Below are 24,949 nucleotides of genomic sequence, written 5' to 3'. Positions count from 1 at the left end.
GATCTATCCCCGAGGCCTCAGCTGAGGCTCGTCGTGAAGTCGATCGATTGGCCATCCGCCAATTGCACGATCGCCTTCTTGACATCAGCGCGCTGGCCGGGCCGGCCACGAAACTTCTTGGTCTTGCCCTTGGTGATGAGCGTGTTCACGCCCAGGACCGTAACGCCGAACAGCGTCTCGACCGCGACCTTGATTTCCGGCTTTGTCGCGCTGAGCGCAACGCGGAAGGAAACCTGGCTGCGCTCGGTCAGCGCCGTCGCCTTTTCCGTAATGACCGGGCTACGAATGACTTCGTAGATCGACTCACGCGACATTCTCTCGGCGCTCTTACGCGCCTTGAAACCGGGGGTGCTCATGCTGCGATCTCCGACTTGTCCGCGCTCTTGGCGGAAAGCCTCGTCGTCAGCCCTTCTAGGCCGGCCGAGGTCACTACCAGAAGCTCGTGACGCAGGATGTCATAGACATTGGCGCCCACCGTCGGCAGCACGTCGCAACCGATGATGTTGCGGCTGGCGCGCAGGAACACTGGATCGACCGTCGCATCGACGATCAGAACCGAGGTCCAGCCGAGCACGCGCAGCTTGGCGTTCAATTCCTTTGTCTTCTCGACGCCACCGGCGCTGTCGATGACGATCAGCTTGCCGTCCGCCTGCTTCTGCGACAAAGCCGAGATCAGACCCAAGCGACGCACCTTCTTGGGAAGATCGTACCCATGGCCGCGCACGACCGGACCATGAACCACACCACCGGTGCGGAACTGCGGCGCGCGCAAGCTGCCCTGACGGGCGTTACCCGTGCCCTTCTGGCGATACGGCTTCTTGGTGGTGCCCGAAACCTCGGACAGACCCTTGGTCTTGTGCGTGCCGGCGCGACGGCGCGCCTGCTGCCAATGAATGACTCGAGCCATGATGTCTGCACGGGGTGCCGTGCCGAAAATCTCGTCCGCGAGCTCGACCGAACCGGCAGCGCCGTTGTCGAGGGTGGTGATGTCAATCTTCATATCGCGGTCCTCAACCGACCAGCGCGGCGGGGTAGGCGGCATCGGCATGACGGGGACGCTTGATCGCATCCCGCACCAGAACGAAGCCACCGACGGATCCCGGAACGGCGCCTTTGACCATGATGAGCCCGCGCTCCGCATCGATGCCCGCGACCTCAAGATTGAGGGTCGTGATGCGCTCGACGCCGAGATGGCCGGCCATCTTCTTATTCTTAAACGTCTTGCCAGGATCCTGACGGTTACCCGTCGACCCAAGGCTACGATGGCTGACCGAAACGCCGTGGGAGGCTTCGAGGCCGCTGAAGTTCCAGCGCTTCATGCCACCGGCGAAGCCCTTGCCCTTCGAGGTGCCTGCAACGTCGATCTTCTGGCCGACGACGAAATGCGCGGCCGAGATCACGGCGCCGGGCTCCAACAGAGCATCGGCGGCCACGCGGAACTCGACGACCTTCTTCGGCGGCTCGATCTTCGTCTTGGCAAAGTGGCCACGGTTCGGCTGGGTCACGTTCTTGACCTTCGCCAGACCAAAGCCAAGCTGGACTGCCGTGTAACCGTCCAGCTCCTGCGTACGGGTGGACACCACCCGCACCTGGTCCAGGTGCAGAACAGTGACGGGCACGTGGCTGCCGTCGTCTTTGAAAAGCCGGGACATACCCAGCTTCTTGGCGATCACTCCGGTGCGCATAGAGGCGGTCTTTCCAGGCTCAGATCTTGATCTCGACATCGACACCAGACGCGAGATCGAGCTTCATCAAAGCATCGACCGTCTGCGGCGTGGGTTCGACGATGTCGAGCAACCGGCGGTGGGTCCGAATTTCGAACTGCTCGCGGCTCTTCTTATCGACGTGGGGCGAACGGTTCACGGTGAACCGTTCGATATGCGTGGGCAGCGGAATCGGGCCGCGAACCCGGGCACCCGTACGCTTCGCCGTGTTCACGATTTCCTTTGTGCTGGCATCCAGCACGCGGTGATCGTACGCCTTGAGGCGAATACGGATGTTTTGATTGTCCATCTTAGGCTTCCAGTTTCGCGGCTTCGATCTCTGTCGTCGCTTTACGCGACGACCTTAGCCACAACGCCGGCGCCGACGGTGCGGCCACCTTCGCGAATGGCGAAACGCAGGCCGTCATCCATGGCGATCGGCGCGATCAACTCGACGTCCATCGACACGTTGTCGCCAGGCATCACCATCTCCACGCCTTCCGGCAAGGTCACGACGCCGGTCACATCCGTGGTGCGGAAGTAGAACTGCGGGCGATAGTTGGTGAAGAACGGCGTGTGACGGCCACCCTCTTCCTTCGTCAGGATGTAGGACTCGGCCTTGAACTTCGTGTGCGGCGTGATCGAGCCGGGGGCTGCCAGAACCTGGCCGCGCTCGACGTCTTCACGCTTCGTGCCGCGCAGCAGCGCGCCGATGTTGTCGCCGGCCTCGCCCTGGTCGAGCAGCTTGCGGAACATCTCGACGCCCGTGCAGATCGTCTTGACGGTATTCTTGATGCCGACGATTTCAACTTCGTCGCCGACCTTCAGAATGCCACGCTCGATACGACCGGTCACGACCGTGCCACGACCCGAGATCGAGAACACATCTTCGATCGGCATCAGGAAGGGGCGATCCTTCGGGCGATGCGGCTGCGGGATATAGGTGTCGACAGTTTCCATCAGCTTGATGATGGCCTGCTCGCCGATCTCCGGGGTCTTGTCCTCAAGCGTGGCGAGAGCAGAACCCTGGGTGATCGGAATGTCGTCGCCCGGGAACTGGTAGGACTTCAGCAGCTCGCGAATTTCGAGCTCCACGAGTTCCAGCAGCTCGGGGTCATCGACCATGTCGACCTTGTTCATGAACACGACCAACGCCGGCACGCCGACCTGACGGGCGAGCAGGATATGCTCACGGGTCTGCGGCATCGGGCCGTCGGCGGCGGACACCACCAGGATCGCGCCGTCCATCTGCGCGGCGCCGGTGATCATGTTCTTCACATAATCGGCGTGGCCGGGGCAATCGACATGGGCGTAATGGCGGGCCTTGGTCTCATACTCGACATGCGCGGTGGAGATCGTGATGCCACGAGCCCGCTCTTCCGGAGCCTTGTCGATCTGATCATAGGCCGTGAACGTCGCACCACCCGACTTCGCCAACACTTTCGTGATGGCGGCGGTTAGCGACGTCTTTCCATGGTCAACGTGACCAATGGTGCCGATGTTGCAATGAGGCTTATTACGTTCAAATTTGGCCTTGGCCATCGTCTTCTCTCCGTGAGCCGACTAACTACCGACGTGTCAAAGTCTGACTGGTTACCAGCGATAATGGCTGAAGGCCTTATTGGCCTCTGCCATACGATGGGTATCTTCACGCTTCTTCACGGCAGCGCCGCGATTATTCACGGCATCCAACAACTCGTTGGACAGCCGATCCTCAAGAGTATGCTCGCCGCGCTTGCGCGCCGAGTCGATGATCCAGCGGATCGCCAAAGCCTGACGACGCTCGGTCCGGACTTCGACGGGCACCTGATAGGTGGCACCACCGACGCGACGGGACCGCACCTCAACGGTGGGCTTCACATTGTCCAGCGCCTCATGGAACATGCGGACCGGATCGGCCGCTGCACCACCACGACGCTTCAACGTGTCGAGGGCACCATAGACAATGCCTTCGGCCGTGGACTTCTTGCCATCATACATCAGCACGTTCATGAAACGTGTGATGACGATGTCACCAAACTTGGCGTCCGGGAGAATTTCGCGCTTATCGGCGCGGTGACGACGACTCATATCTGCTCTCCCTTACTTCGGACGCTTCGCGCCGTAGAGCGAACGACGCTGACGGCGCTTGGCGATGCCCTGGGTATCCAGAACGCCGCGTAGAATGTGGTAGCGAACACCGGGAAGATCCTTCACGCGCCCGCCGCGGATCAGCACGACGCTGTGCTCCTGCAGGTTGTGACCCTCACCCGGAATGTAGCTCACCACTTCATAGCCGTTCGTCAAACGCACCTTGGCCACCTTACGAAGCGCCGAGTTCGGCTTCTTCGGGGTGGTGGTGTAGACGCGTGTGCAAACGCCGCGCTTCTGAGGGCAGCCTTCAAGGGCTGGCACCTTATTACGTGCGCGGGCGGGCTCGCGCCCCTTTGCAATCAATTGGTTGATCGTCGGCATAGACCTCGTTTCCGATCTCACATCACGCCAGGGCCGACCTTCACCCGCACCAATGGCCACATGACTGGACAGGGTCCAGCCGATGGTCTTCCATGCTGCGGTCTGAGCGTCCAAACGACTGGGTCGTTGGAAGCGGCACCGCAGCAGCGGATGATACGAATTCAGGCCTGAACCCAGACAGGGTGTCCGGGGTCCGGCCGAGGCCGCGATACCTACGGGGCGGGTCGGTTCGAGTCAAGCGCGGAGCCGGCTTTCTTGGCGCATCACGCCCCCGCCGACCGGGGAGGAGATATGCATAGGCGGAAAGCGACGGCGATCGATAGAACGAAGGCGTTAACGCCCTAGTCCCTATCGCAGCCGCATCCTTGCCATCAACACGCGATTCATTCTCGACGGTCAAGGAGCGCGGCATTGCCTAGCCAGGACTGGTTCCCGATGGCCGCGCAGGAGCTTAACGCGCCAGACCCAACGACGGCCGGCCTGGCCCCCGGCATGACCATGCTCGCCCACATCAGTATGCGCGGCGATATTCGCGGGCAGGTGGGCAGCTGGCTCGGCGCCATCGGCAGCGGGCTGGCGCTGGAGGGGATGATGTCGGCACCTGCCTCTCTGGGGCCGCCCCACCTCTCGCCCGGCCTCGAATACCAGTTGCTCTATCCGTATGGTCTGAAAACGCCCTGGATGGCCGGCGGCCAGCCTTGCGGCAGCGCCGGCCTCGGCCTCGGCTGCATCGGCCTGAGGTTCCGCCTCAGCCTGGAAACCGCGCCTTTCTTTAGCTGCACCTATGACGTCACCTTCGTCGATGGCACCCGGCTGGACGATGTTCCCAGCCCCGGCATGGCATCCGTGCCATCCGGGCCCGCTGTCGAGGCCGTTCGGGTCAAGCTGAAACCCTCTCCGCCGCTGCCGGTGCTCGTTCTCAATGACCTCGATCGGGGCATGCCGCCGCCCTGGGGCGAAAGCCCCTTGGATGACCAGACCATTCGCCTGCGCCTGCTGTCGCCGGCGTTTGCGACGCGTCGGCCAACCATCCGCAACGCCGGCCTTATTCCCGCGGAGTTCTGGGCCGCCATGGAGGGATCCTGGCAGCGTGGCGTCTTCGCGCCGCGCCCGATCAGCTTTCGCCTTCTCAACGGGGCCTTCGTGGCCCACGAAGGCTTGGTCTTCGATCGGGAGATGCAGGCGCTGGCGGGCACGACGCGGCTGTTCGAGGCCGCGACCGTGGCAGAGATGAGGGCTGAGGCGGCGGCGATGCGCACCGGGCACGACGCTCGCCGGATCAATGGTTTCAGCGTCCTGTGCAAAACGCGCGCGGTCCAGAATTTCGGCCATTACTTGATCGACATGTTCCCCAAGGCATGGCTCGCCCACCGCCTGCTGGCGCCGCAGGGCCTCACCTTCATCGTCCATGACTCGGCCCTCATGCCCGTCATCCGTGACTCGCTGACGATCATCGGCATTCGCCCCGAGGCGATTGTCGCGACGGGCAATGCGCCTGTGGTCTGCGAACGCCTGCTGGTCATCGATGGCTTGACGTCGCATGGGGATTATCAGTCACCGATCTGCGTTCAGGCCCTGTCGGATTTGGCGGAACGGCTGCCCGCCGCACCCTTTCCGAAGCTTTTCATTCGCCGGCAGAGCCGTAAGAGGCCCCTGATCAATGAAGCGGAAGTGGAACGGGTGCTGACGGCACGCGGCTTCATCGCGGTCGATCCTGGCCAGATGAGCCTCGCAGAGCAGATCGTGCTGTTCAAAGGGGCCAGGATCGTGGTGGGCGCGCTGGGCGCCGCGATGACCAACATCGTCTTCTGCGCGCCGGGTGCCACGGTTGTGGCGCTGACCGCCGCAAGTTTCCCCGATACCTTCTTCTGGTATCTCAGCCAGCACCGGGGCCACCACTATACCGAGGTCCGGGGGCCTGACGCGTCAGCCGACCCCGCCCTCCCAGAGCCGTGGGAGACCGGCTTCACAATCGGGGCGGCGGATTTGGACTATCTCGCCACGCTTTAGCGGCCGTCTACTCTGCCGCTTCCGGCACTGGGGCCGAACCGGAGAGATGGCCTTGCGTCAAGACCACGCGCCGGTCGTGCAGCTTCGCCACCGATTCGCGATGGGCGATGGAAATGACCGTCGTCTTCGGCAAACGCTCATGAAGAATGGCATACAGCGCCTGCTCGGCATCGGGGTCGAGATTGGCGGTGGCCTCGTCAAGGAACAGCCAATCCGGCTTGAGCAGCAAGGCGCGCACGATTGCCACGCGCTGCTGCTCGCCGCCCGATAGAGCCAGGGACCAGTTTTGCCGCTCCTCCAGCTGCGGCAGCAGCGCGCCGAGGCCGCAATCGGTCATCGCCGCCGCCAGATCGGCAGGCGAGATCGTGCCTGGCTCGGCGGGATACGTGACCACGCGATGCAGCGTGCCGAGGGGCAGATACGGCCGCTGCGGCAGGAACATGCAGTGACCCGCCGGCAGAGTGATGCGACCGTCGGCATAGGGCCAGATTCCGGCCAGAGCCCGGAACAGCGTCGACTTGCCGGAGCCGGAGGCGCCGGTGATGACGGTGGACTCACCCGGCCGAAAGCGGAGCCCGGCGCCTTCCATCAGCACCCTACCATCCGGCAGGCGCAGGGTGACATCTTCCAACACCAGGTCCTGGCCAGCGGTCTGGGTGGTGGGGCCCGTCTCCGCATGGGTCCGCGCCGCTTGGATGGCGCGCTGGAAGGTGCCGAGACGTTCGACCGTGGCACTCCAACTCGCCAGCGTGGCGTAATTGCTGACGAACCAGGACATTGCGCTTTGCACCTGGCCGAAGGAGTCACTGATCCGCGTTAGGGCGCCGAGCTGAATGGCACCGGAGAAATAGCGCGGGGACGCCACCACCAAGGGGAAGATGCCGGCGACCTGACCATAGCCGGAGGTCAGCGTATTCAACGCCTTGGTCCGCCGCATAATGGCCCACCAGTTATCCACAACGCTCGTGAAGCGTTGCCGAAGCTCGCCCCGTTCTTCTGCTTCGCCCTTATAGAGGGCGACCCCCTCGGTATTCTCGCGCAACCGGACCAGCGCGAAACGGAAATCCGCCTCGACGCGCTGCTGGTTGAAGCTCAACCGCGCCAGCGGGCGGCCGATGAGATGGGTCAACCACGTGCCGACCAGGGCATAGAGCAAGGCCACCCAGACCATATAGCCGGGGATCCGGACCCCGAAGACTTCAATCGCACCCGAAAGCGTCCACAGAATGCCGATGAAGCTGACCAGAGTGACGGCGTTGGACAGAAGGTCGAGACCAAGAGACAGCGTATTGGTGACGAAATCCCGGATATCCTCGGAAATACGCTGATCGGGGTTGTCCGTTCCGTCTCCGCTCCGCCCCGTCAGGCTCATACGGTAATAGGTGCGGTCGCCCATCCAGTCATCGAGGTAATGGCGGGTCAGCCAGCGGCGCCAGCGGATTTGCAACCACTGGTTGAGGAAGGTCGAATAAACTGAAATGAGGATATAGACGACGGCGATGCCACAGAAGCCCGGCAGGAAGCCATGGGCCGTGCGCTTGTAGAAGAAGATGAGCTGGATAAAGGAGTGCCAGTCCCGCGCCTGGATGGAATCGAAAAACGCACCGTTCCAGAAATTGAGCAGCACCGTCATGCCGACCAAAGCGAGATTGAGCGCCACCGTTGCCAGCAGAAGTCCCCGCGCGATCCACCGTTCCTCGGACCTGAAATAGGGGATGGACAGGAACCAGGCATCGCGGAGCACCGGCCCGAGCCGGCGCATCGTTCGGCGCATTCTATCGTCTCTCCGCTAGAGCCAGATGGGTCACGATCTCAGGACGGCTTCAGCCTGAGCCTGATCACGCCCTTGACCGCGCTGGGCGAGATAGGCTTGCCGTGGCGCAGGATTTCGATCTGGTCACGCTCCGCCAGGCGCGCAGCCGCCGCTCGGATATCGAACAGGAGCGGACGCCAGTCTTCCGCCAGGGCGCGCGCGACATCGGTGGGGCACAGGGACTTCTCCACCCCGCGTGCCTTGGCGATGCGCAGGATCATCGCCTCCATCTCCGTCTCGACCGTGGCGATCATCCCCGGCGGTATGGGCGCGGGCGGTATCGGGGCGGATGGCGGGGCTGCGTCTGTCTGGTCGGGCTCAACCGGCGGGTTCATAGGCGCGACACAGGCGTGTTCCTCGTGATCTCAGCGGGGAAGCTTAACCACGCCCGGGCTGCCACGTCACGAGCCGTGGAATGTCTTTTCTGTAACCGAGAGTCGGCGTTCAGCCGTGGAGATAGGGTCCCAACTCGACCCCGGACAGCGGAGGGCTGAAAAAACTGCCCTGCCCCTCGTCGCAGGTCAGTTCCTCCAGCAGCGTTTTGATCGCCCCACTATCGACCCCATCCGCGCAGACCGTCAGGCCAAGTTCGTGGGCGGCATGGATGGCCGCGCGAATGATCTTGGTATCCGCCTCTTCGCGGGGCAGGTTGCGGAGCATGACGCGATCGACCTTGACGGCGGTGAGCGGCACCTTCTGCATCGCGGCGAGGCTTGCGAAGATATGCCCGAATTCATCCAGCAAGAGATTGACGCCCAGATCCCGCAAGCCCGCCAAAGCCAGATTGGTATCGTCATTGAAGCCGAACACGATGTGCTCGGGGATGGCGAGTTCCAGGCGCTCAGGCGCGAGGCCCGACTCCTCCAGCGCCGACGCGACCTGGAGGCATAGGTCGTCACCCCTGAACTGTTCAGCGACGAGCCGGACGGAGAGGCGCAGACCGTCGCGCCAGTCCACCGCCTGCACGCATGCCGCATGCAGAAGGACACCCGCCATATGGCTGGCCACAGCCGCCCGATCGATGGACGGGGCTGCGGGCGGCGCGATTGTCGATCCGTGGCGCCCGTGCGGCCAGCGCAGCAGAGCCTCCACCGCCGCGACCGCGCCGGTTCGGATGACGTGGCGGGGTTGGAAATCGACCGTGAAGGCGTCCTTGGAGGCTGTCCGGCGCGGATCTGCCTTCATCCCCCTGACATCCACAGCAGACCCGGACCACCCGCCCCATCAGGTCGAGGACAAGAGGCCGCGGTGAAATGCAGGGGCGGATCCTGATGGATCAAAGAGGAACGACCAGTCTCATCACTCGGTGTCGCGCCGCGTCGGTGCAGCAGACCGATGGCGTTCTATCGACGATAGGAACTAGTCGTTACCATCGCATGAAGCCGGCCGCGTTTTTTGGGCGCGCTTCGCACCAACGGCAGATGCCTTCAAGGCTCCCAGCCGAAATGCGGGAACATCCAACCGAGTTCCTGGATCATGAGGTCATTCATTGCGGGCGTCAGGGTGGAGCGCCAGTCGCCAGCGATGCCTTTACGAAAAAAGGAGCCATTTGCGGCGACGCCCGCTGGCCGGCCCCCGGTCGCCACCGCGAAGGATGTGCGCTGCAGGCAGTCCGCCACCACGGCCGGCTCATCAGAGACGCCGAGCAACCGAAACAGCCCCGCCACGACAGGCTGCGGATCCCGCTGCAAGGCCTCATAGGTCACCATGGCATAGGAGTCCGGGTTGTGTTCGCCGAAGGCGATCATGGCGCGGGCACCCTGGGCAAGAGACGGCATGGCGCCACGAAGAAATTCCATCTTGGCGGCGACTTGATCGTCTGACGGTTGGGATGTTCGAAAGAAGTGCCAGGCGGAGGTCAGGACATCGCGCGGGTCGCGTGCGATGGCGATGAATTTAGCGGCCGGGAACAAGCGCTTCAGGCGCGGAAAGAAAAAGACATTTTCGGGTGTCTTTTCGCCGATGGCGCGACAGGCGCGGCCGGCGCTTTGCTGGCGCAGGGCGAGCAGAATCGCGGTGCCAATCACATGGTCCACGTCATCCGCTGTCGGCAGGGGATAGCCTCCGGTGTGCTGAAACAGCGTGGTGTTCTTGGTGTCCAGCATCTTGCGCCGTTGCGCCATCATGGTTTCAAGGGGAACGGCGAGTTCCTTGCTGAAAAACCCCTCGCCCTGACAGGTGATGTCAGGATGGCTATCGAGGATTTGCTGGAGCCATGTCGTGCCGGAGCGCGGCGCACCGCCGACAAAGAACAGCTGTTGCTGCGCGAGACGCGCGAGCTCTGCTTGACCATCCGCCCAACTCTTCACTGCGATTGGCCCTGCTCTCGCGCGGCGGTCATTTCCTCCGACGTCACTCATCATGCGCGGAGACGGGATCAGCAACAAGACAAAGCCTGATCCCGTCTCCGATGGTCACTGCGGTTTCAGAGCGCGCTCGCATGAACAGCGCTCTGAGAGAGGGTTGAGAGACAAAGTTACGCATCGGGTTCCATCGCTGCGCGATTTAACCCGATGCGATCTGGCTCTAGTCGGCAGCGGCCCGTGACAGCGGCTCCGCGTCCCAATGCAGCTGTCCCTCGATCGCCGCTTGAAGGCCGGCCGCCACCTGGGCCGGCCCGAAGCCCGCCTCGATCAGGGCGATCCCGGCTTCGGAGGCGACATGATAGGCGCCGTTCTCTGCATGGAAATGCAGGATGAGAGCCGCAAGTTCCGCCGCCGAATGTCCGACCAGACCCACCAGTTCGGGCGTCAGGTTGATCCCCTCGGCCGCCATGGGGCTCATGATGCACGGCACGCCCGAGGCAAGGCTGGTGAGGACCTTGCCTTTGACACCGGCGCCATAGCGCATGGGCGCCACCGTCAGCCGCACGCGATCGAAGATCGTCGTCAGCTCCTGCACATGACCGATCGGGATCAGGCCAGGACGTGCCAAGCGCTTGACCGTCTCGGGCATCGCGCTTCCCACCAACAGGCAGGCGATGGTGGGGTCGCGCTGCCAGACCAGCGGCATGATCTCCTCGGCGAGGAAGCGCGCCGCATCGACGTTCGGGCTGTGGCCGTAATTGCCGATGAAAGCCACGCCGTGCCGTGCATCGAAGGGCACGGTCACCCGCCGCATCTCCGTCTCCCACGGAACGACATGGATCTGGGCATCCGGAACCGCATCGCGGAGCAAAGCGGCTTCATAGGATGAATGGGTGAGCACAGCATCCGCCCCCCAGGTAGCCGTGCATTCCGCCAGACGCAGCCGATTGCTTTCCGCAAGCAGGTCCGGCCGCTCCTCGGCTTCGGCCTGCCGCGACACACGGAGGTAATGCAGATCCGCGACGCAGTAGAGAATGCGCGCGTTCGAGCAATATTGCCGGGCAAGGGCCATATATTTCGACGCATTCGAAACGCGATGCAGATAGATGACGTCGAAACATTGAGTCTGACGTCGCAGAACATCTTCCACCGAGGCATAGAAGGGCGACCGGCAGCAGGTTATGCCCTCCGCCTCCAGTGCCGCCACCGCCGGGCCGCTCGCAGCCAATTCTTGGGCGGCGACGAAGCTCACGGCATAGCCGAGGCTTTGGAGCGCCCGCATATGGGACAGGATGGCCTGCGACCCGGCATCGCGGTCAGGATGCGGAACCTCCGCATCCACCACCAGGGCACGCAGCCCTGGATCGGCGAAACCCTGCGCCATCAATCCCAGGCTTTCGTCCAAGCCTTTGCCCGTCGGCAGAGCCGAGCCCCAGCGCCTGCGGAACTGCTGATGCGCCTCCCGCGCCTCCCGCTGACCCTCAATCGCCGCCCGCTTCTGGAGAAGCCGATCGGCCTGGGCCATGAGGAAGGACAGAACGTGCGTTTCATCGCCATCGGCGCCGAGTTCGGCCACCGCATTGGTCACGGCATGTTCCAGCCCTTCATCGAAGCGCGTCGCCGCTTCGATCACCACCGGTGAGTTCTCCAGCTCGGACCCATCCGCCGCGCGACGCACATGAATGACATGGCGCGCCAGCGGCGCCAGGCCAGGGATGCGCACGTCGAAGGCATGGCGTCCGTCACCGATGCCGGCCTCTTCCAGATCGCGGCGATATCGGTTCGCCACCACACTGGCGATGACTTCCCCCGTGTCGAGAACGATCTGCAGAGTGACCGCCTCGTCAGGGGAACGCTCGTCCCAGACCCAGCCGCCGATACGGTCCCGCGCCACGGTCTCGACATTGCCACGCGAGAAGGCGGCTTCGGTCGGCTCCGCTTCTGCCACATCCGCCACCTGAAGGGCCACCGGCGCGGCAACCGACGTCGCTTCCAGGACGAAAGGCGAGCCATGCAGCTCCGCCCCATCGGACACCCATTGCGCCTGGATGACATGCCGCGTCTCGGGCGACAGACCGCCAGGAACCGATAGTGCAAAGCCGTAGCAGCCGTCGCCAATCCCCGCCTCGACCAAGTCCGCCCGGGGCTGATCCGCCCGCACTTCGCCGATGGCGACACCATTGTCGAGGATGCGCACCATCACCGGCGTATTCGGCGTCTCCTCGCGCCAGGCCCAGCCCAGGATTTCCTCGGTGCCGACGAGATCGAGATGGCTGCGCATCCGCCCAGACGGGCCGATATGCGGGTCGCTGTTGATGACGGAAGCGAAGCCGCCACGTGCCCGGGCAACCAGCGCCCGACGCACGACATCCAGCTCCTCTCCATCTTCCACACGGGGCGCGCAATAGCGGGCCGGCATCCGCTTCGCATCTGGATAGAGCAGCTTGAAGGACGCCGCATTGTGGAACATGCCGCGGCTGTAATCATCGACGAAGGTCTCGGACAATGAGCCCTCGGCGAGGATCACGTCATGCGCGTCGAGTTCGAGATGGAAATACGCGACCACATCCACCGTCTCGGCCTGAAGAATGGAGATGCCATTGACCAGGGACAGAGCGGGGATCAGCACGCCGTTGAGGAACATCGCATGCAGCGGCGACACGAACAGGTCCCGCTTCGGCGTGTTCTCGGACAGCGCGCCCTGCTTGATGAGCACGGGCAGAATGTCCCGATTGCCTTTCGCGAAGCGGCCGCTGTAGCTGCGCGTGCCGATCCAGCGCAGCGGCTTGGCGACGCCCGACATCGTGACGAGCCTGTCCCCGACGAGCAAATCCTCGACAGCCACTTCGCCCCGGTCGGTCAGGATCAGCGTGCCCGCGCAATAGCAGGGCGTGCCGTTGGTGATGAGCGTGGTGCCCGTCGTGCCGGAGGCGAGGTGGAAATACTGGTTGGTATAGGTACCGGCGAGCTGGATGTTATAGGCGCTGCCGTTTTCAGTGATCGTCAGCACATCCGTGGTGGCGTTCAGGCTCGCCGTGCCGGCGGCGTCATAGGCGACGGTCGTGAGCTGGATATTGTCGCTGACGGTGAAGCCGCTGATGACCGCCGTCGGCATCACTGTGCCCGCGATGGCAATGGTCCCGCCACTGCCGACCAGGGTGATGTTGCCCAAGGTCTGCGCGCCAGCGGTCAGGGACAGCGTGCCGCTGGTTTCCACGGTCACGCTGACCGCCACGCCGTTGGCGTAGACCGTCTCCGTGCCGCCGCTGCCGATGTCGGTATAGTAGGCGTAGCCCTGCACGATCTCTTTGCCGCCGGTCAGGATCGAGGTGCTGATCGAGATGCCGGGGGCGGAGACGTATTGGATGGCACCGTTGCTGATGACCGTGCCGAGGGCCGTGCCGTTCGCCGACACATATTCGTATCCGCTGCTCAGCAGATGCGTCCCACTCGTGATGCCGCTGCTGGTGACTGAGATGCTGCCGCCGCTGCTCACGGTCGTGGCGAGGGCCGTGCCCACGCCGCTGAGCACGAAGCTGCCGCCACTGCTCACGGTCGCCGATGTCGCGGTGCCGCCCGAGAGGTATTCGATGCCACCGGATAGGATCGTCGTGTTGAAGTCATTGCCGGAGAACTCGTCGATCGTGCCGCCAGAGCTGACGACCGTGGCACTGGCGACGCCCCCTTGTGAGACGACCTCGAAGCCAAGAGCGCTGAGCACCGTGCCGGTCGTGACGCCGGAAACAATCTGCCGCGCGGTATTCGACACAGTGGCGCTGATCGACTTGCCACTCAGGGCGACGATCTCCGTCGAGGTCCCACCGGACAAGACCGTGTTGCTCGCGACACCGCCCGAGGCGACGGTCTGGCTACCGCCATTCACCACCGTGCCGCTGGCAACGCCACCCGCTACGACCGTCTCGCTCCCGGAGGCCAAGATCGTGCCCGTGGTCGTTCCGGAGTCAGTTTCCGTGCCGCCCACCGACACAACGCCGCTGATCGACTTGCCGCCCAAGGCCACCGTCCCGCTGCCGCCGAAGCTGACGACCGTGCCACTGGCAACGGCGCCCGCGGTGACGGATTGGTTGCCATTGACGAGGATGAGCGTCGAGGTGGCAGAGCCACCCGAGAGCAGAACCTCCACGCTGGTGCCCGAGATCAGCGTGAGCGAGTTGCCGGCGAGGATCGTGCCCGTGGTGGTGCCAGCCACCGTCTCCGTGCCGCCCGAAACCACCGAAGCGCTGACCGCGCGGCCGCCGAAGGCCACCGTCTCGCTGCCGCCACTGCTGACGACCGAGAGGCTGGTGACCGCGCCGGAGGCGACGGTCTGCACGCCGCCGCTAAAGACCGTCGTGCCGGTCGCCACGGCGCCCGTGGCCAAAGCCTCGGTGCCGCCACTCAGGTTCATCGCGCTGGTGCTGCCCGCCACCGTCTCGGTGCCGCCGGCCAGCACCGTGCCGCTGACGGACTTGCCGCCGGCCTGCACGATTTCCGTCAAGCCGTTGCTGACCACGGTGAGGCTCGCGACGCCGCTGAGGGCGACCGTCTGGCTGCCGGCGATCATCACCGTGCCGCTGGCGACGCCGCCGGAGGAGACGATTTCGTTGCCGCCGTTCAGGATGGTGCCCGTGGTGGTGCCGAAGTCCGTTTCGGTCCCGCCTGCCAAGACATTCGCGCTGAGGGACGAGCCGGCGGCGGACACGATTTCGGTCGTGCCGTTGCTCACCACCGTGCCGAGCGCCGTGCCCGCGCTGAACACCGTCTGGCTGCCCACCTTCAGCACCGTGGCGCTGGCCACGCCGCCGGAGGACACCACCTCGGCGCCGCTGGTGACCAGCGTGCCGCTGGTGATGCCGAAGTCGCTGACCACCGCACCGCTCAGCAGCGTATCGCTGATGGCGAGGCCGCCGCCGAAGACGGTCTGGCTGCCCGCGCTGAACACCGCGTTGCTGGCGGTGCCGCCGGAGTAGATGACGCCGCTGCCGGCCTTGAAGATCGTGGAGCTGGCATAGCCGCCGGAGGAGATGAACTCCGTGCCGCTGGCACTGACCAGCGTGCCGGTGGTGACGCCGATGACGCGCTCGGCGCCTGTGGACAGAACCGTGGCCGACACCGAGATACCGCCGGAAGACACGATTTCCGTGCCGCCCGCACTGACGATGGTGCCGGTGGCCAGGCCGCCGGACAGGATCTGGTCGGTGCCGGCGACGCGGGTGAGGCTGGTGATACCGCCGAGGGAAACGATTTCGGTGCCGCCGGTTAGGATATTGGTGCTGGTGACGATGCCGCCAGCCACCGTCTGGCTGCCGCCGTTGCTGACGATGGTGGCGGTGGCGACACCGCCGGAGGATACCGTCTCAAACCCGCTGGTAGCCACGATGGCGCCGCTGGCGATACCGCCCGCGAAGACCACTTCCTGCCCGCCGCTGCTGATGAGGGTGCTGACCGCCGTGCCGCCGCTAAGGTCGTATTGCTTGACGCCGCTGCCCACCACCAGGTTGCTGGTGAGGTTGCCGTTATTGGTGACACCGCCGGTGGCGCTGAAGGTGATGATGCCGCCGCCGAACACCACCGTGCCGCCGCTGGACACGGTGTTCTGCGCCGTGGCACCGGACAGCACGAACATGATCGCGCCGCTGCTGAGAACGGTGCCGCTCGCGATGCCGCCGGAGGCGACGTATTCAATGGCGCCGGAGTTCAGATGCGCGCCGACCGTGGTGCCGGAGTCATAGAGAACGCCGGCGGCATTGACCGTCGTGCTGGTCGCCTTGCCGCCCGACTGCACATATTCCGCGCCACCGCTGTTGACGGTCGTGCTGGTCGCCTTGCCGGAGAACAGCACCGTGTCGCTGCCGCCGGAACTGACGATCGTGCCGACGGCCGTTCCGCCGGAGGACACCTGCTCGGACCCGCCGGCGCTGAGTGTGGTGACACTCGCCAACCCGCCGGAGGAGACACCGACGATGCCGCCGCTGCTGACGGTGGTGGCGACGGTGGTGCCCTTGGCGAGCACAAGCTCCTGCCCGCCTTGGCTCACAAAGGTATTGCTGGCAACACCGCCGGAGGACACGACCTGCGTGCCGCTGCTGGTGATGGTGACGCTGACGGCGGAGCCGGATGTGAAGACGGTCTCCGACCCACCGGAGGAAATCACCGCGCCGATGACCGTGCCGCCAGAGATCAGCTGGAAGCCACCACTGCTGATGATAGTGCTGCTCGCCACGCCGGTGACGGAGATCACTTCATAGCCGCCGCTGAGCACGGTGGCGCTGATATCCACGCCGCCGCTGGACACCACGGCCGAACCGCCGGTGCTGATCGTCGTGCGGAGGCCGGAGCCGCCGGTCGAAATGATCTCGACACCGCCGGCGCTGATGACCGTGCCACTGCCGATGCCGGCGGAGGAGACGAATTCCGTGCCGCCGTTGCTGATGACGGTGGCGATGGAGGTGCCCGCGCTAGACACCGTCTCGCTACCGCCATTGCTGATGATGGTGCCGCTCGCAATGGCTCCGGTCTGGTAGAGGACCTGCCGGCCGCCGCTCAACAGGATGGTGCCCGTGGTCACACCCGAGGAAGCAATCGTTTCCAGACCACCACTACTGACGATGGTGCCGATGGCGGAGCCGCTCGCCTGGAAGACAAGCTGGCTACCGCCGCTGCTGACGATCGTGCCGATCGTCGTGCCACTCGTAAAGACGGTTTCAAGGCCACCGTTACTGACCACGGTGCCGATCGCCGTGCCGCCGTAATAGACGGACTGGTTGCCACTGTTAAGGATGATGGCGGCGCTTAGCACACCACCGGAATAGGCGGATTGGGTGCCGCCGCTGCTTACCGTGGTGCTGAGCCCCAAGCCCCCGGTGGACTGCACATACTGCGCGCCGCCGCTGCTGACGGTGGTGCCGATCGCGGTGCCACTGGCCAAAACGATGTCCGCACCACCGTTGGAGACGACCGTTCCGGTCGTGGTGCCGCCGGAAAAGACGCCGTCACCCGCGCCAGAACCGTAGGTGCCGTTGCTGACGATGCCACCGCCATAAACATTGACGTTATTAAGAGTCGCGCCGGCTGCCGATAGCACGGCGCCAGTGCCGCTCACGGTGAGCGTGCCGATCTGCTTGGCACCCGCACTCAGGATCTCCAAACCAGATGCAACAAGCCCGCCACTGGTCGTGCCACCGGACAACACAATTTCCGTGCCGCCGCTGAGAACCGTGGTGCCGAGCGCCGTGCCGCCGGACACCACAACCTCCGAACCGCCAGCGCTAATGATGCCGCCGATGAAGTTTCCGCCGGACGATACGAACTGGATGCCACCGCTGCTCACCGTAGTGGAAAGCTCGGTGCCGCCCCCCAACACGGTTTCAGTCGCCCCATTTAGCAGCGTCGTGGAAACTGCGGTGTCTGTAGTCCCGGACAGCCACTCGCTGCCGCCGTTGCCGACAAGCGTGTTGATCGTGTTCGCAGACACGTAGTTCAAGGCGCTGATGGCGCCGCCACTCGACACCACAGTATTGTAGGCCGAACCAACGCTCAAATACAGCGTGCCACTGGCCGTGGCCGTCGTATTGGAAGCCAAGCCGTACACAACGTTCTCAGTGCCGCCGGACAGAACGGTGCCTGTGGTCACAACGTAAAAGTTGCCGCTACCCCCAAGCGTCTGCACGCCGCTGCTGTAGACGATCGTTCCAACGGTGACACCGCCCGAAACCAGGTTCTCCATGCCGCCGCTGCTCACGATCGTGTTGCTCGCGACACTGCCGGAGGACAAGGTCTGGACGCCACTGCTATTGACAATGTTGCCTTTGGCAATGCCACCGGAGGACACGGCCTCGAAGCCACCGCTATTGATCACCGTACCAATGGCCGTGCCAAACGCAGTGCCGCTCGCCGACACCTTCTCGACGCCGCCGCTGTTAAGGGTTGTGCCGATGGTCGTGCCGATAACGTATTCATAGCCGCTATTGTTGACGGTGACGTTGGATGTCAGGCCCGAGATGGAGACATTCTCCACGCCGCCGCTACTGACGATCGATCCGCTGGCGACGCCGCCAGAATAGATGTTCTCAATACCCAGGACCGTGGTGCCAACGATCCTGCCGTAGTCCTGAACAGCTGCACCCGAGGAAAGCGTTGTTCCGCTCTCAACGCCACCGAACAGAACCGAGGTGGCGGCGCCATTGTTCAAGGTGGTGCCAATGGCCGTGCCGCTGGAATTGACGGTCAGAACATAGGTATTCAGCATCGTCAGGCTGGTGGCGGTGCCGCCGCTCATGACGATCACATTGCCATTGATCGTGGCGCCAGATGCGGCAAGCACACCACCTTCCGACAAGGTGCCGGTCTGGATGGCGCCTGCAGAGAGATTAAGCGCGCCGCCGGAGGAGACGACGCCGCTGACATTGGTGCCGCCACCAGAAACGTATTCGATACCGCTGCTCAAAACCGTGGTGCCGATCGCGGTGCCGCCGGCAGAGATGGTCTCGGTCGCGCCGCTGCTGACGACCGCGCTGATGACGGTGCCGCCGGCGGATGCGTTTTCGGAAGCGCCGCTACTGATCATCGTGCCGATGGCCGTGCCGCCGGCAAAGATCACCTCGGTGCCGCCGCTTTTGAGCACGAGGCCACTCGCCGTGCCGCCGGAATAGATGATGACCGTGGCACCGCTGTTGACAACCGTGCCGCTGGCGACGGCGCCGGAGGAAATGGCTTCCGTGGCCCCGATGAGCAGCGTGGCGGAGATGGATTTGGCGGCGCCGATCAGCGTCATGCTGCCGCCGGTGCTGACCACCGTGCCGGTCGCCGTGCCGGCGGAGGAGACGATTTCCGTGCCGCCGGTGCTGATGGTGGTGCCGCTGGTGATGCCGGCGCTGGACACGATCTCGAGGCCGCCATTGCTGACGATCGTGCCGCTCACCGTGCTGCCCGAAGACACAGTCTGGCTACCGCTGCTCAACACGATCGTCGCGGAGGTGAGACCGCCAGAGAAGACCACTTCGCTACCGCCGCTGCTAACGGTCGTGCCGATCGCAGTGCCGCTGAAAAAGACAGACTGCACGCCGCCGCTGCTGACGGTGGTGCTGATCGCAGTGCCGCTCGAATACACGTTCTGGTAGCCACTTAGAACCGTCGCGCCGCTCGCCACGCCACCGTCATGGACACTCTCCGTGCCAGCGCTGCTGACGATTGTGCCAATCGCGACGCCGGTTGTAACGACGCTGTCGGCGCCACCACTGCTCACGACGGCGATAACAAGCGTGCCGCCCGAGGCGATGGTCTCATTATAGCCGCCCAGGACGGTGAGATTACTGACGATGCCGCCGGCACTGACAATTACCTGACCCGAAACGACGGCGCCGGACGCCGACACAGTGCCGCCGGAAACGGTCAGCGTACCGGTTTGGGTGGCGCTGGAAGCCAGAACCAACGTGCCGCTGGAGGCGATAATGCCGCTGAGATTGGTGCCGCCGGAGGAGACGATTTCCCTGCCGCCGCTGAGCACCGTAGTGCCACTCGCCGTGCCGCCGGAAACAACAACCTGCGAACCGAAAGTGCTGATGGTGGTTTGGGATACGACACCGGCGGACGACACGTATTGAATCGCGCCGCTGCTCACCGTGTCGCTTAGCGCAACGGCCACGCCGACCAGGATCTCGGTCGCGCCGCTCAACAGCGTCAAACCATTCTCACCGGCACCAACGACCGTGGTCGAAATATAGGCAGTGCCTCCGTTGCCAATGACACCGTTGGACAAGCCGCCATTGAGCCCGACGCTCACGACACCACCGTTCAAGGCCGTAGTGTTGAAGGCGTTTGCCGATACGACGATCTCAGTGCCCCCGCTCAGGATCGTGCCGGTCGTACCAGCTATGACCGTGTAGCCGGTGCCGACGTCACTCTGGACGCCGCCAGCATAGACCACCGTGCCACTCGCCGTGCCGCCGCCGATTACGGTCTGGACGCCACCGTTGCTGACGATCGTCCCGCGCGCGATACCGGCGGAGGAGACGATATCCAGGCCACCGGCGCTGACAGTCGTGGCGCTGTCGATGCCGCCGGAGGAGACGACACTGCTGCCAGCGGCACTGACGGTAGTGCTGAGGGCCGTGCCGTAAACGGCCTGAACGCCGCTGCTTGTCACGGTGGTCGTGCTGGCCGTAGCACCGAAACTCACACTCGCGACGCCGCCGCTGCTGATGGTCGTGCCAATGATCGTGCTGGCGGACAACGCAGATAGACTACCACCGCTCGCGACAAGCGTGCCGATCGCGGTCGCGCCGCTCGAAGCAATGATAGAGTGCCCGACCGCACCGGAGCTGCCGACGATGAGGTTGCTGCCGACACCGTACAAGGTGGTATTGCCGAAGACCTTGGTGCCGGAAGTTTCGATCAGCGTGCCACCGGAGGAGACGGTGATGGAGCCGTATTGATAGGCGCTGGAAGCCAGCGTCATCGAACCGGCACTGAGGACCGTGGCGCCGCTGATGATGCCGGCCGAACTCACAACCTCCTTACCGCCGCTGCTGACGGTGGTGGAGAAGGCGGTGCCGCCCGAAGCGACGGTTTCCACGCCGCCGCTGGAGACCACGGTCGCGCTTGCGACGCCGATGGCGGACACGGTCTGGCTGCCGCCGGTGCTGATGGTGGTGCCCCGCGCGACGCCGCCGGCGGAAACGATTTCGAAGCCGCCGCTGCTGACGACCGTGCCGCTGGCGGTGCCTGCGGACAGAACCTCATAACCGGCGCGCAGGATGATGGTGGCACTCGCCACACCGCCGGCGGACACATTCTCATAGCCGCCGCTGCTGATGATGGCGCTGACGGTTTTGCCGGTATTGATCACGGACAATGTGCCGACATTGCTGACGACCACATTGCTGGCGATGCCGCCCGAATAGACGTAATCCGTGCCGCCGCTGCTGACGATGGTATTGCTGGCCACGCCACCGGTGAAGATCTGCTCGTAGCCGCCTGACAGGATCACGGTCCCGCTGGCGACGCCACTCGTTAAGATAAGATCAGTGCCGCCATTGCTGAGAATGGTGCCCCGCGCGATGCCGGCGCTGGATACGAACTCGACGCCGCCATTGCTGATGATGGTGCCGCTCGCGATGGCGCCGGAAGACACGGTCTCGCTACCGCTGCTCAATAGGACGGTGGCTGTCGTCACGCCTGCGGAAAACGCGACCTCGCTACCGCCACTGCTAACGGTGGTGCCGCTCGCAGTGGCGCCGAAAAAGACAGACTGCACGCCGCCGCTGCTGACGGTGGTGCTGATCGCAGTGCCGCTCGAATACACGTTCTGGTAGCCACTGAAGAGAACCGTCGCGCCGCTCGCCACGCCACCGTCATGGACACTCTCCGTGCCAGCGCTGCTGACGATTGTGCCAATCGCGACGCCGGTTGTAACGACGCTGTCGGTGCCACCGCTGCTCACAACGGCGCTCATAAGCGTACCACCCGAGCCGATGGTCTCATTATAGCTCAACACAATCAGATTGCTGACGATGCCGCCGGAATTGACAACGACCTGACCCGAAACGACCGCACCAGCGGCAGACACTGTGCCGCCGGAGACGGTAAGCGTGCCGGTCTGGATGGCGCCTGCGGAGAGAGTCAGCCTTCCGCTCGAGGCGACGAGGCCGCTAACGTTGATACCGCCGGAGTAAACGACCTCGCTGCCGCCGCTACTGATCACCGAGCCGCTCGCCGTGCCGCCGAAGGACACGAATTGCGAGCCGCTCGTGCTGATGACGGTGGCTCTGGCGATGCCGGTCGCATTGACGAGTTGCGAGCCGCCGCTGAGAACCGTCGTGCCGAGCGCCGTGCCACCGCCAACCACCACCTGCGAACCGCCAGCGCTGACCGTGGTGAGGGAGACCACACCTACGGACGAAACGTATTGGATGGCGCCGTTGCTGACCGTGTCGCTCAGCGCAACGGCAACGCCCGCGAGGATCTCGGTCCCGCCGCTCAACAGCGTTAAACCGACCTCGCCGCCACCGGCAACATTCGTCGAAATATAGGCGGTGCCGAGGTTGCCGATAACACCGTTACTCAAGCCACCATTGAGCCCGACGCTGACCACACCGCCGCTCAAGGCAGTGGTGTTATAGGCATTCGCGGAAGCGACGATTTCGGTGCCCCCACTCAGAATCGTGCCCGTCGTGCCGTAGCTCGTGTTGTAGCCGGTGCCGACGTCGCTCTGGACACCGCCCGCGTAGACAATCGTGCCGCTAGCAATCGTGTTGGCAGACACGATCTGCACACCGCCAAGGCTAACGATCGTCGCCGTCGTGACGCCGCCGGCGGACAAGACCTCGACGCCGCTGCTCAAAACGACCGTTCCAGTCGTTTTGCCCCCAAACAGATACAATCCACCGCCACTGCTGACGGTCGTGCTAATCGCAGTGCCATTAATATTTTCGTAGCCGCCACTGCTGATCGTGGTGCTGATCGACGTGCCGCCGCTCTGCACCTCAACACCAAGACCGCCAGGGGAACCAGAGCTGCCCTGGTTGAGAACGGTCGCGCCGCTCACCACAGCGCCAGACAAGACGTTGACTTCGCCGCCGCTGCTGACGACTTCACCATAGCCGGTGACGCCGGAGGAGAGAGTTTCAATGGCGCCGCTGCTGATCACCGTGCCTGACGCGGTGCCGCCGACGGCAATTGTTTCGGTGGCGCCGCTGACCAGAATCGTGCCGATCGTGAGGCCGCCCGTGGAGATGACTTCCGTGGCGCCGCTGGCCAGAGTGGTGGCGATGGAAGTGCCGCCCGCCGAGGTAATCTGCTTGCCGCCGCTGCTCACGGTCGTGCTGACGGCGGTGCCGGAATACACCGTCTCAAGCCCGGCGCCGAAGATGACCGTTCCGCTGGCCGTGCCGCCGGAAATGATCTCGGTGCCGCTGCTGGTGACGCTGGTATTGCGCGCCGTGCCACCCACCGTGACGGTCTCGACGCCGCCGCTGCTCAACACGGTCGAGATGGCGGTGCCACCCGTATAGATGAACTCGTTGGCGCCGTTCTTGATGGTGGTGCTGACGGCGGTGCCGCCGGCGGAGATGTTGATGACATCAACGCCGCTGAGAACGAGGCCGCTGCTGGTGACGCCGTTGGTGACGGTATAGGTGGTCATGATCAGATATTCCCTTGGGCGTCTGTTGCGGGCTCAGCACTGAGCACGGTGGTCATGGCCCGCTCGGCGAAACCGGGTATCCGTTTGATGGTGGAAATCACGTGCTCGGACGTGATCAGCTTGGTGCATTCGAATTGCCTGTCCGTGCCTTTGTGACGTGGACAGAACAAGAAATCATGATGGTCGAAGCGATGGCGCACATCGTTCCAGCAGCTGTTGCAGGCGTGCCAGTTGATGACGCGATAGGGCGTGTCGAATTCGTTATTCGGGTGGGTGAAGCCGTTGATCATCAGCACCGGGCAGCCGGCCGCCCAGGCGAGCCAGGCGAGGCCGCTGCTCAAGCCGATGAAGGCATCCGCGTGGCGCAGCCAGCGCGCACGCTCGGTGAGTGGCCGGTCACCGGTCTGATCCTCCGCGCCATGCGGAATGTGATTCCACACGATGCCGGTGCCACCGACGGCTTTCTGGTCGATGCAGATGACGCGAAAGCCCTGCGCCTTGATAAAGGCGATGACATCGTGCCAGCCCTGCGGGTTGTTCCACTGCTTGCATTGCGTGGAGGCTTGCACGGCGATGCAGACATAGCGTTCGGGGATCGGCCGGCTCTCATCCGGTAAGACGAGGCGCGGCGCTTCCTCCGTGGGATCGACGCCGAGGATATAGCCGGCGGTGCGGTGCAGGCCGACATGGCGGAAATCCGTGGGCTGCCAGTTGCACTCGGCATCGTCGAAGAACAGACCGAGGCAATAAGTGGCATAGGCGCTGTCGGCCAGTTTTTGGTCCATCGACTCCTGATGCGTCACCATCCGGATGTCGGGATAGGCGTCCTTGAGGATGGGGATGATCAGGCCCGACATGGCGCAGGTCACCGTCGCGCCATAGACCTTGGCGAAGCGCGCGGCGTAGGAAAACCATCCCATCGTATCGCCCAAGGTTCCGACCGGGAAGTGGATGAGGACGTCCTTCCCACGCGCGTCATACACATGGGTCATGACCTCGGTGGCATTGCCCGCGTCGTCGATCGACCAGACGTCCAGCCCGAAGCGGATGTAGAAGCGCTTAGTGGAGGTCACCATCGCGCCCTGGTTGTCGCTCTGGAACAGGATATTGCCGGCATCAAGGTCGCGCAGGCGGACGCGCCACTTGCCCTCGGTGCGATTGGGCAGGGAGATGCGGGCGCCGTGATTGAAGTCAAACCGGATGCCCTGTGGGCCGAGCTGCGTCGGCAAATCGGCGGGCGGTGGGAAGCTCGACTTGTTCGGCTGGATGACGGCGCCGTTGCCAGGCGCCCCACTCTCAGCAGGAGACGCGACCTCGGACGAAACGAGGTTGGACAGAATCAGAGTCTCGGCGATCGCCGGGGTCGCTTCCGACGCCGAAGGCTCATCAAGGCGATCCGCAAGGCGAGTGCCACCGTCCATCGTTCCAACTCCCGATATTCGTCGTGGCTCCAGCCCGTATCAGGCAGCGCCTTAAAGAATGCTTTACGGGGGCTAAATGAGGGGTGGGCCGGAGGCCGCTG

At 64.1% G+C, this 24,949-nt stretch carries 14 protein-coding genes; 1 reads left to right on the top strand and 13 read right to left on the bottom strand.

Going from position 1 to position 24,949, the window contains the following annotated elements; translation table 11 throughout:
- Positions 1 to 17 precede the first annotated feature (17 nt).
- From QP803_RS20240 to rpsL, 7 genes are read right to left on the bottom strand one after another with little or no spacing between them, the layout of a single operon-like run.
- The gene (locus QP803_RS20240; RefSeq protein WP_284947986.1) at positions 18 to 314 is read right to left on the bottom strand and encodes a 50S ribosomal protein L23; all 297 of its coding nucleotides are present in this window, start codon (positions 312 to 314) and stop codon (positions 18 to 20) included.
- 38 nt (positions 315 to 352) lie between these two features.
- Positions 353 to 1,000, bottom strand: coding sequence for a 50S ribosomal protein L4 (gene rplD / locus QP803_RS20235; RefSeq protein ID WP_284945264.1), 648 nt, complete (start codon positions 998 to 1,000; stop codon positions 353 to 355).
- A gap of 10 nt (positions 1,001 to 1,010) precedes the next feature.
- Entirely contained in the window at positions 1,011 to 1,685 is a 675-nt protein-coding gene (rplC, locus tag QP803_RS20230) for a 50S ribosomal protein L3 (protein ID WP_284945263.1), read from the bottom strand.
- A gap of 19 nt (positions 1,686 to 1,704) precedes the next feature.
- On the bottom strand, positions 1,705 to 2,013 hold the full coding sequence (rpsJ, locus tag QP803_RS20225) for a 30S ribosomal protein S10 (protein ID WP_227307423.1): 309 nt from the start codon (positions 2,011 to 2,013) through the stop codon (positions 1,705 to 1,707).
- A gap of 41 nt (positions 2,014 to 2,054) precedes the next feature.
- Positions 2,055 to 3,245: an elongation factor Tu gene (tuf, locus tag QP803_RS20220; protein ID WP_284945261.1), complete on the bottom strand. Its 1,191-nt coding sequence runs from the start codon at positions 3,243 to 3,245 to the stop codon at positions 2,055 to 2,057.
- Positions 3,246 to 3,296: 51 nt separating this feature from the next.
- A complete protein-coding gene (gene rpsG / locus QP803_RS20215) occupies positions 3,297 to 3,773 on the bottom strand; it encodes a 30S ribosomal protein S7 (protein ID WP_284945260.1) in 477 nt (158 codons plus the stop codon).
- A 12-nt stretch (positions 3,774 to 3,785) separates the two neighbouring features.
- Positions 3,786 to 4,157: a 30S ribosomal protein S12 gene (gene rpsL / locus QP803_RS20210; protein WP_284945258.1), complete on the bottom strand. Its 372-nt coding sequence runs from the start codon at positions 4,155 to 4,157 to the stop codon at positions 3,786 to 3,788.
- Between the two features lie 411 nt (positions 4,158 to 4,568).
- Here rpsL and QP803_RS20205 point away from each other — a divergent pair, with 411 nt between their 5' ends.
- Positions 4,569 to 6,167 (top strand): glycosyltransferase family 61 protein, encoded by a 1,599-nt coding sequence (locus QP803_RS20205; protein ID WP_284945257.1) that lies wholly within the window; start codon positions 4,569 to 4,571, stop codon positions 6,165 to 6,167.
- A 7-nt stretch (positions 6,168 to 6,174) separates the two neighbouring features.
- Here QP803_RS20205 and QP803_RS20200 read toward each other — a convergent pair whose 3' ends face one another.
- From QP803_RS20200 to QP803_RS20175, 6 genes are all read right to left on the bottom strand, one after another.
- On the bottom strand, positions 6,175 to 7,941 hold the full coding sequence (locus QP803_RS20200; RefSeq protein ID WP_284945256.1) for an ABC transporter ATP-binding protein/permease: 1,767 nt from the start codon (positions 7,939 to 7,941) through the stop codon (positions 6,175 to 6,177).
- Positions 7,942 to 7,979: 38 nt separating this feature from the next.
- Complete coding sequence (locus QP803_RS20195; RefSeq protein ID WP_284945255.1) at positions 7,980 to 8,315, bottom strand: DUF3253 domain-containing protein; 336 nt, start codon at positions 8,313 to 8,315, stop codon at positions 7,980 to 7,982.
- 109 nt (positions 8,316 to 8,424) lie between these two features.
- Entirely contained in the window at positions 8,425 to 9,165 is a 741-nt protein-coding gene (locus tag QP803_RS20190) for an EAL domain-containing protein (protein WP_284945254.1), read from the bottom strand.
- Between the two features lie 242 nt (positions 9,166 to 9,407).
- The gene (locus QP803_RS20185; RefSeq protein ID WP_284945253.1) at positions 9,408 to 10,289 is read right to left on the bottom strand and encodes a sulfotransferase; all 882 of its coding nucleotides are present in this window, start codon (positions 10,287 to 10,289) and stop codon (positions 9,408 to 9,410) included.
- 217 nt (positions 10,290 to 10,506) lie between these two features.
- Entirely contained in the window at positions 10,507 to 23,427 is a 12,921-nt protein-coding gene (locus QP803_RS20180; protein WP_284945252.1) for a Hint domain-containing protein, read from the bottom strand.
- 2 nt (positions 23,428 to 23,429) lie between these two features.
- Positions 23,430 to 24,848 (bottom strand): autotransporter strand-loop-strand O-heptosyltransferase, encoded by a 1,419-nt coding sequence (locus tag QP803_RS20175; protein ID WP_284945250.1) that lies wholly within the window; start codon positions 24,846 to 24,848, stop codon positions 23,430 to 23,432.
- Between the last annotated feature and the right edge of the window lie 101 nt (positions 24,849 to 24,949).

Origin of the sequence: Acidisoma sp. PAMC 29798, assembly GCF_030252425.1 — a bacterium.
In the GTDB taxonomy this organism is placed as follows: Bacteria; Pseudomonadota; Alphaproteobacteria; order Acetobacterales; family Acetobacteraceae; genus Acidisoma; species Acidisoma cladoniae.
Note: the sequence above shows the minus strand (reverse complement) of the source record. Positions and strands in the feature narration are given on the sequence as shown.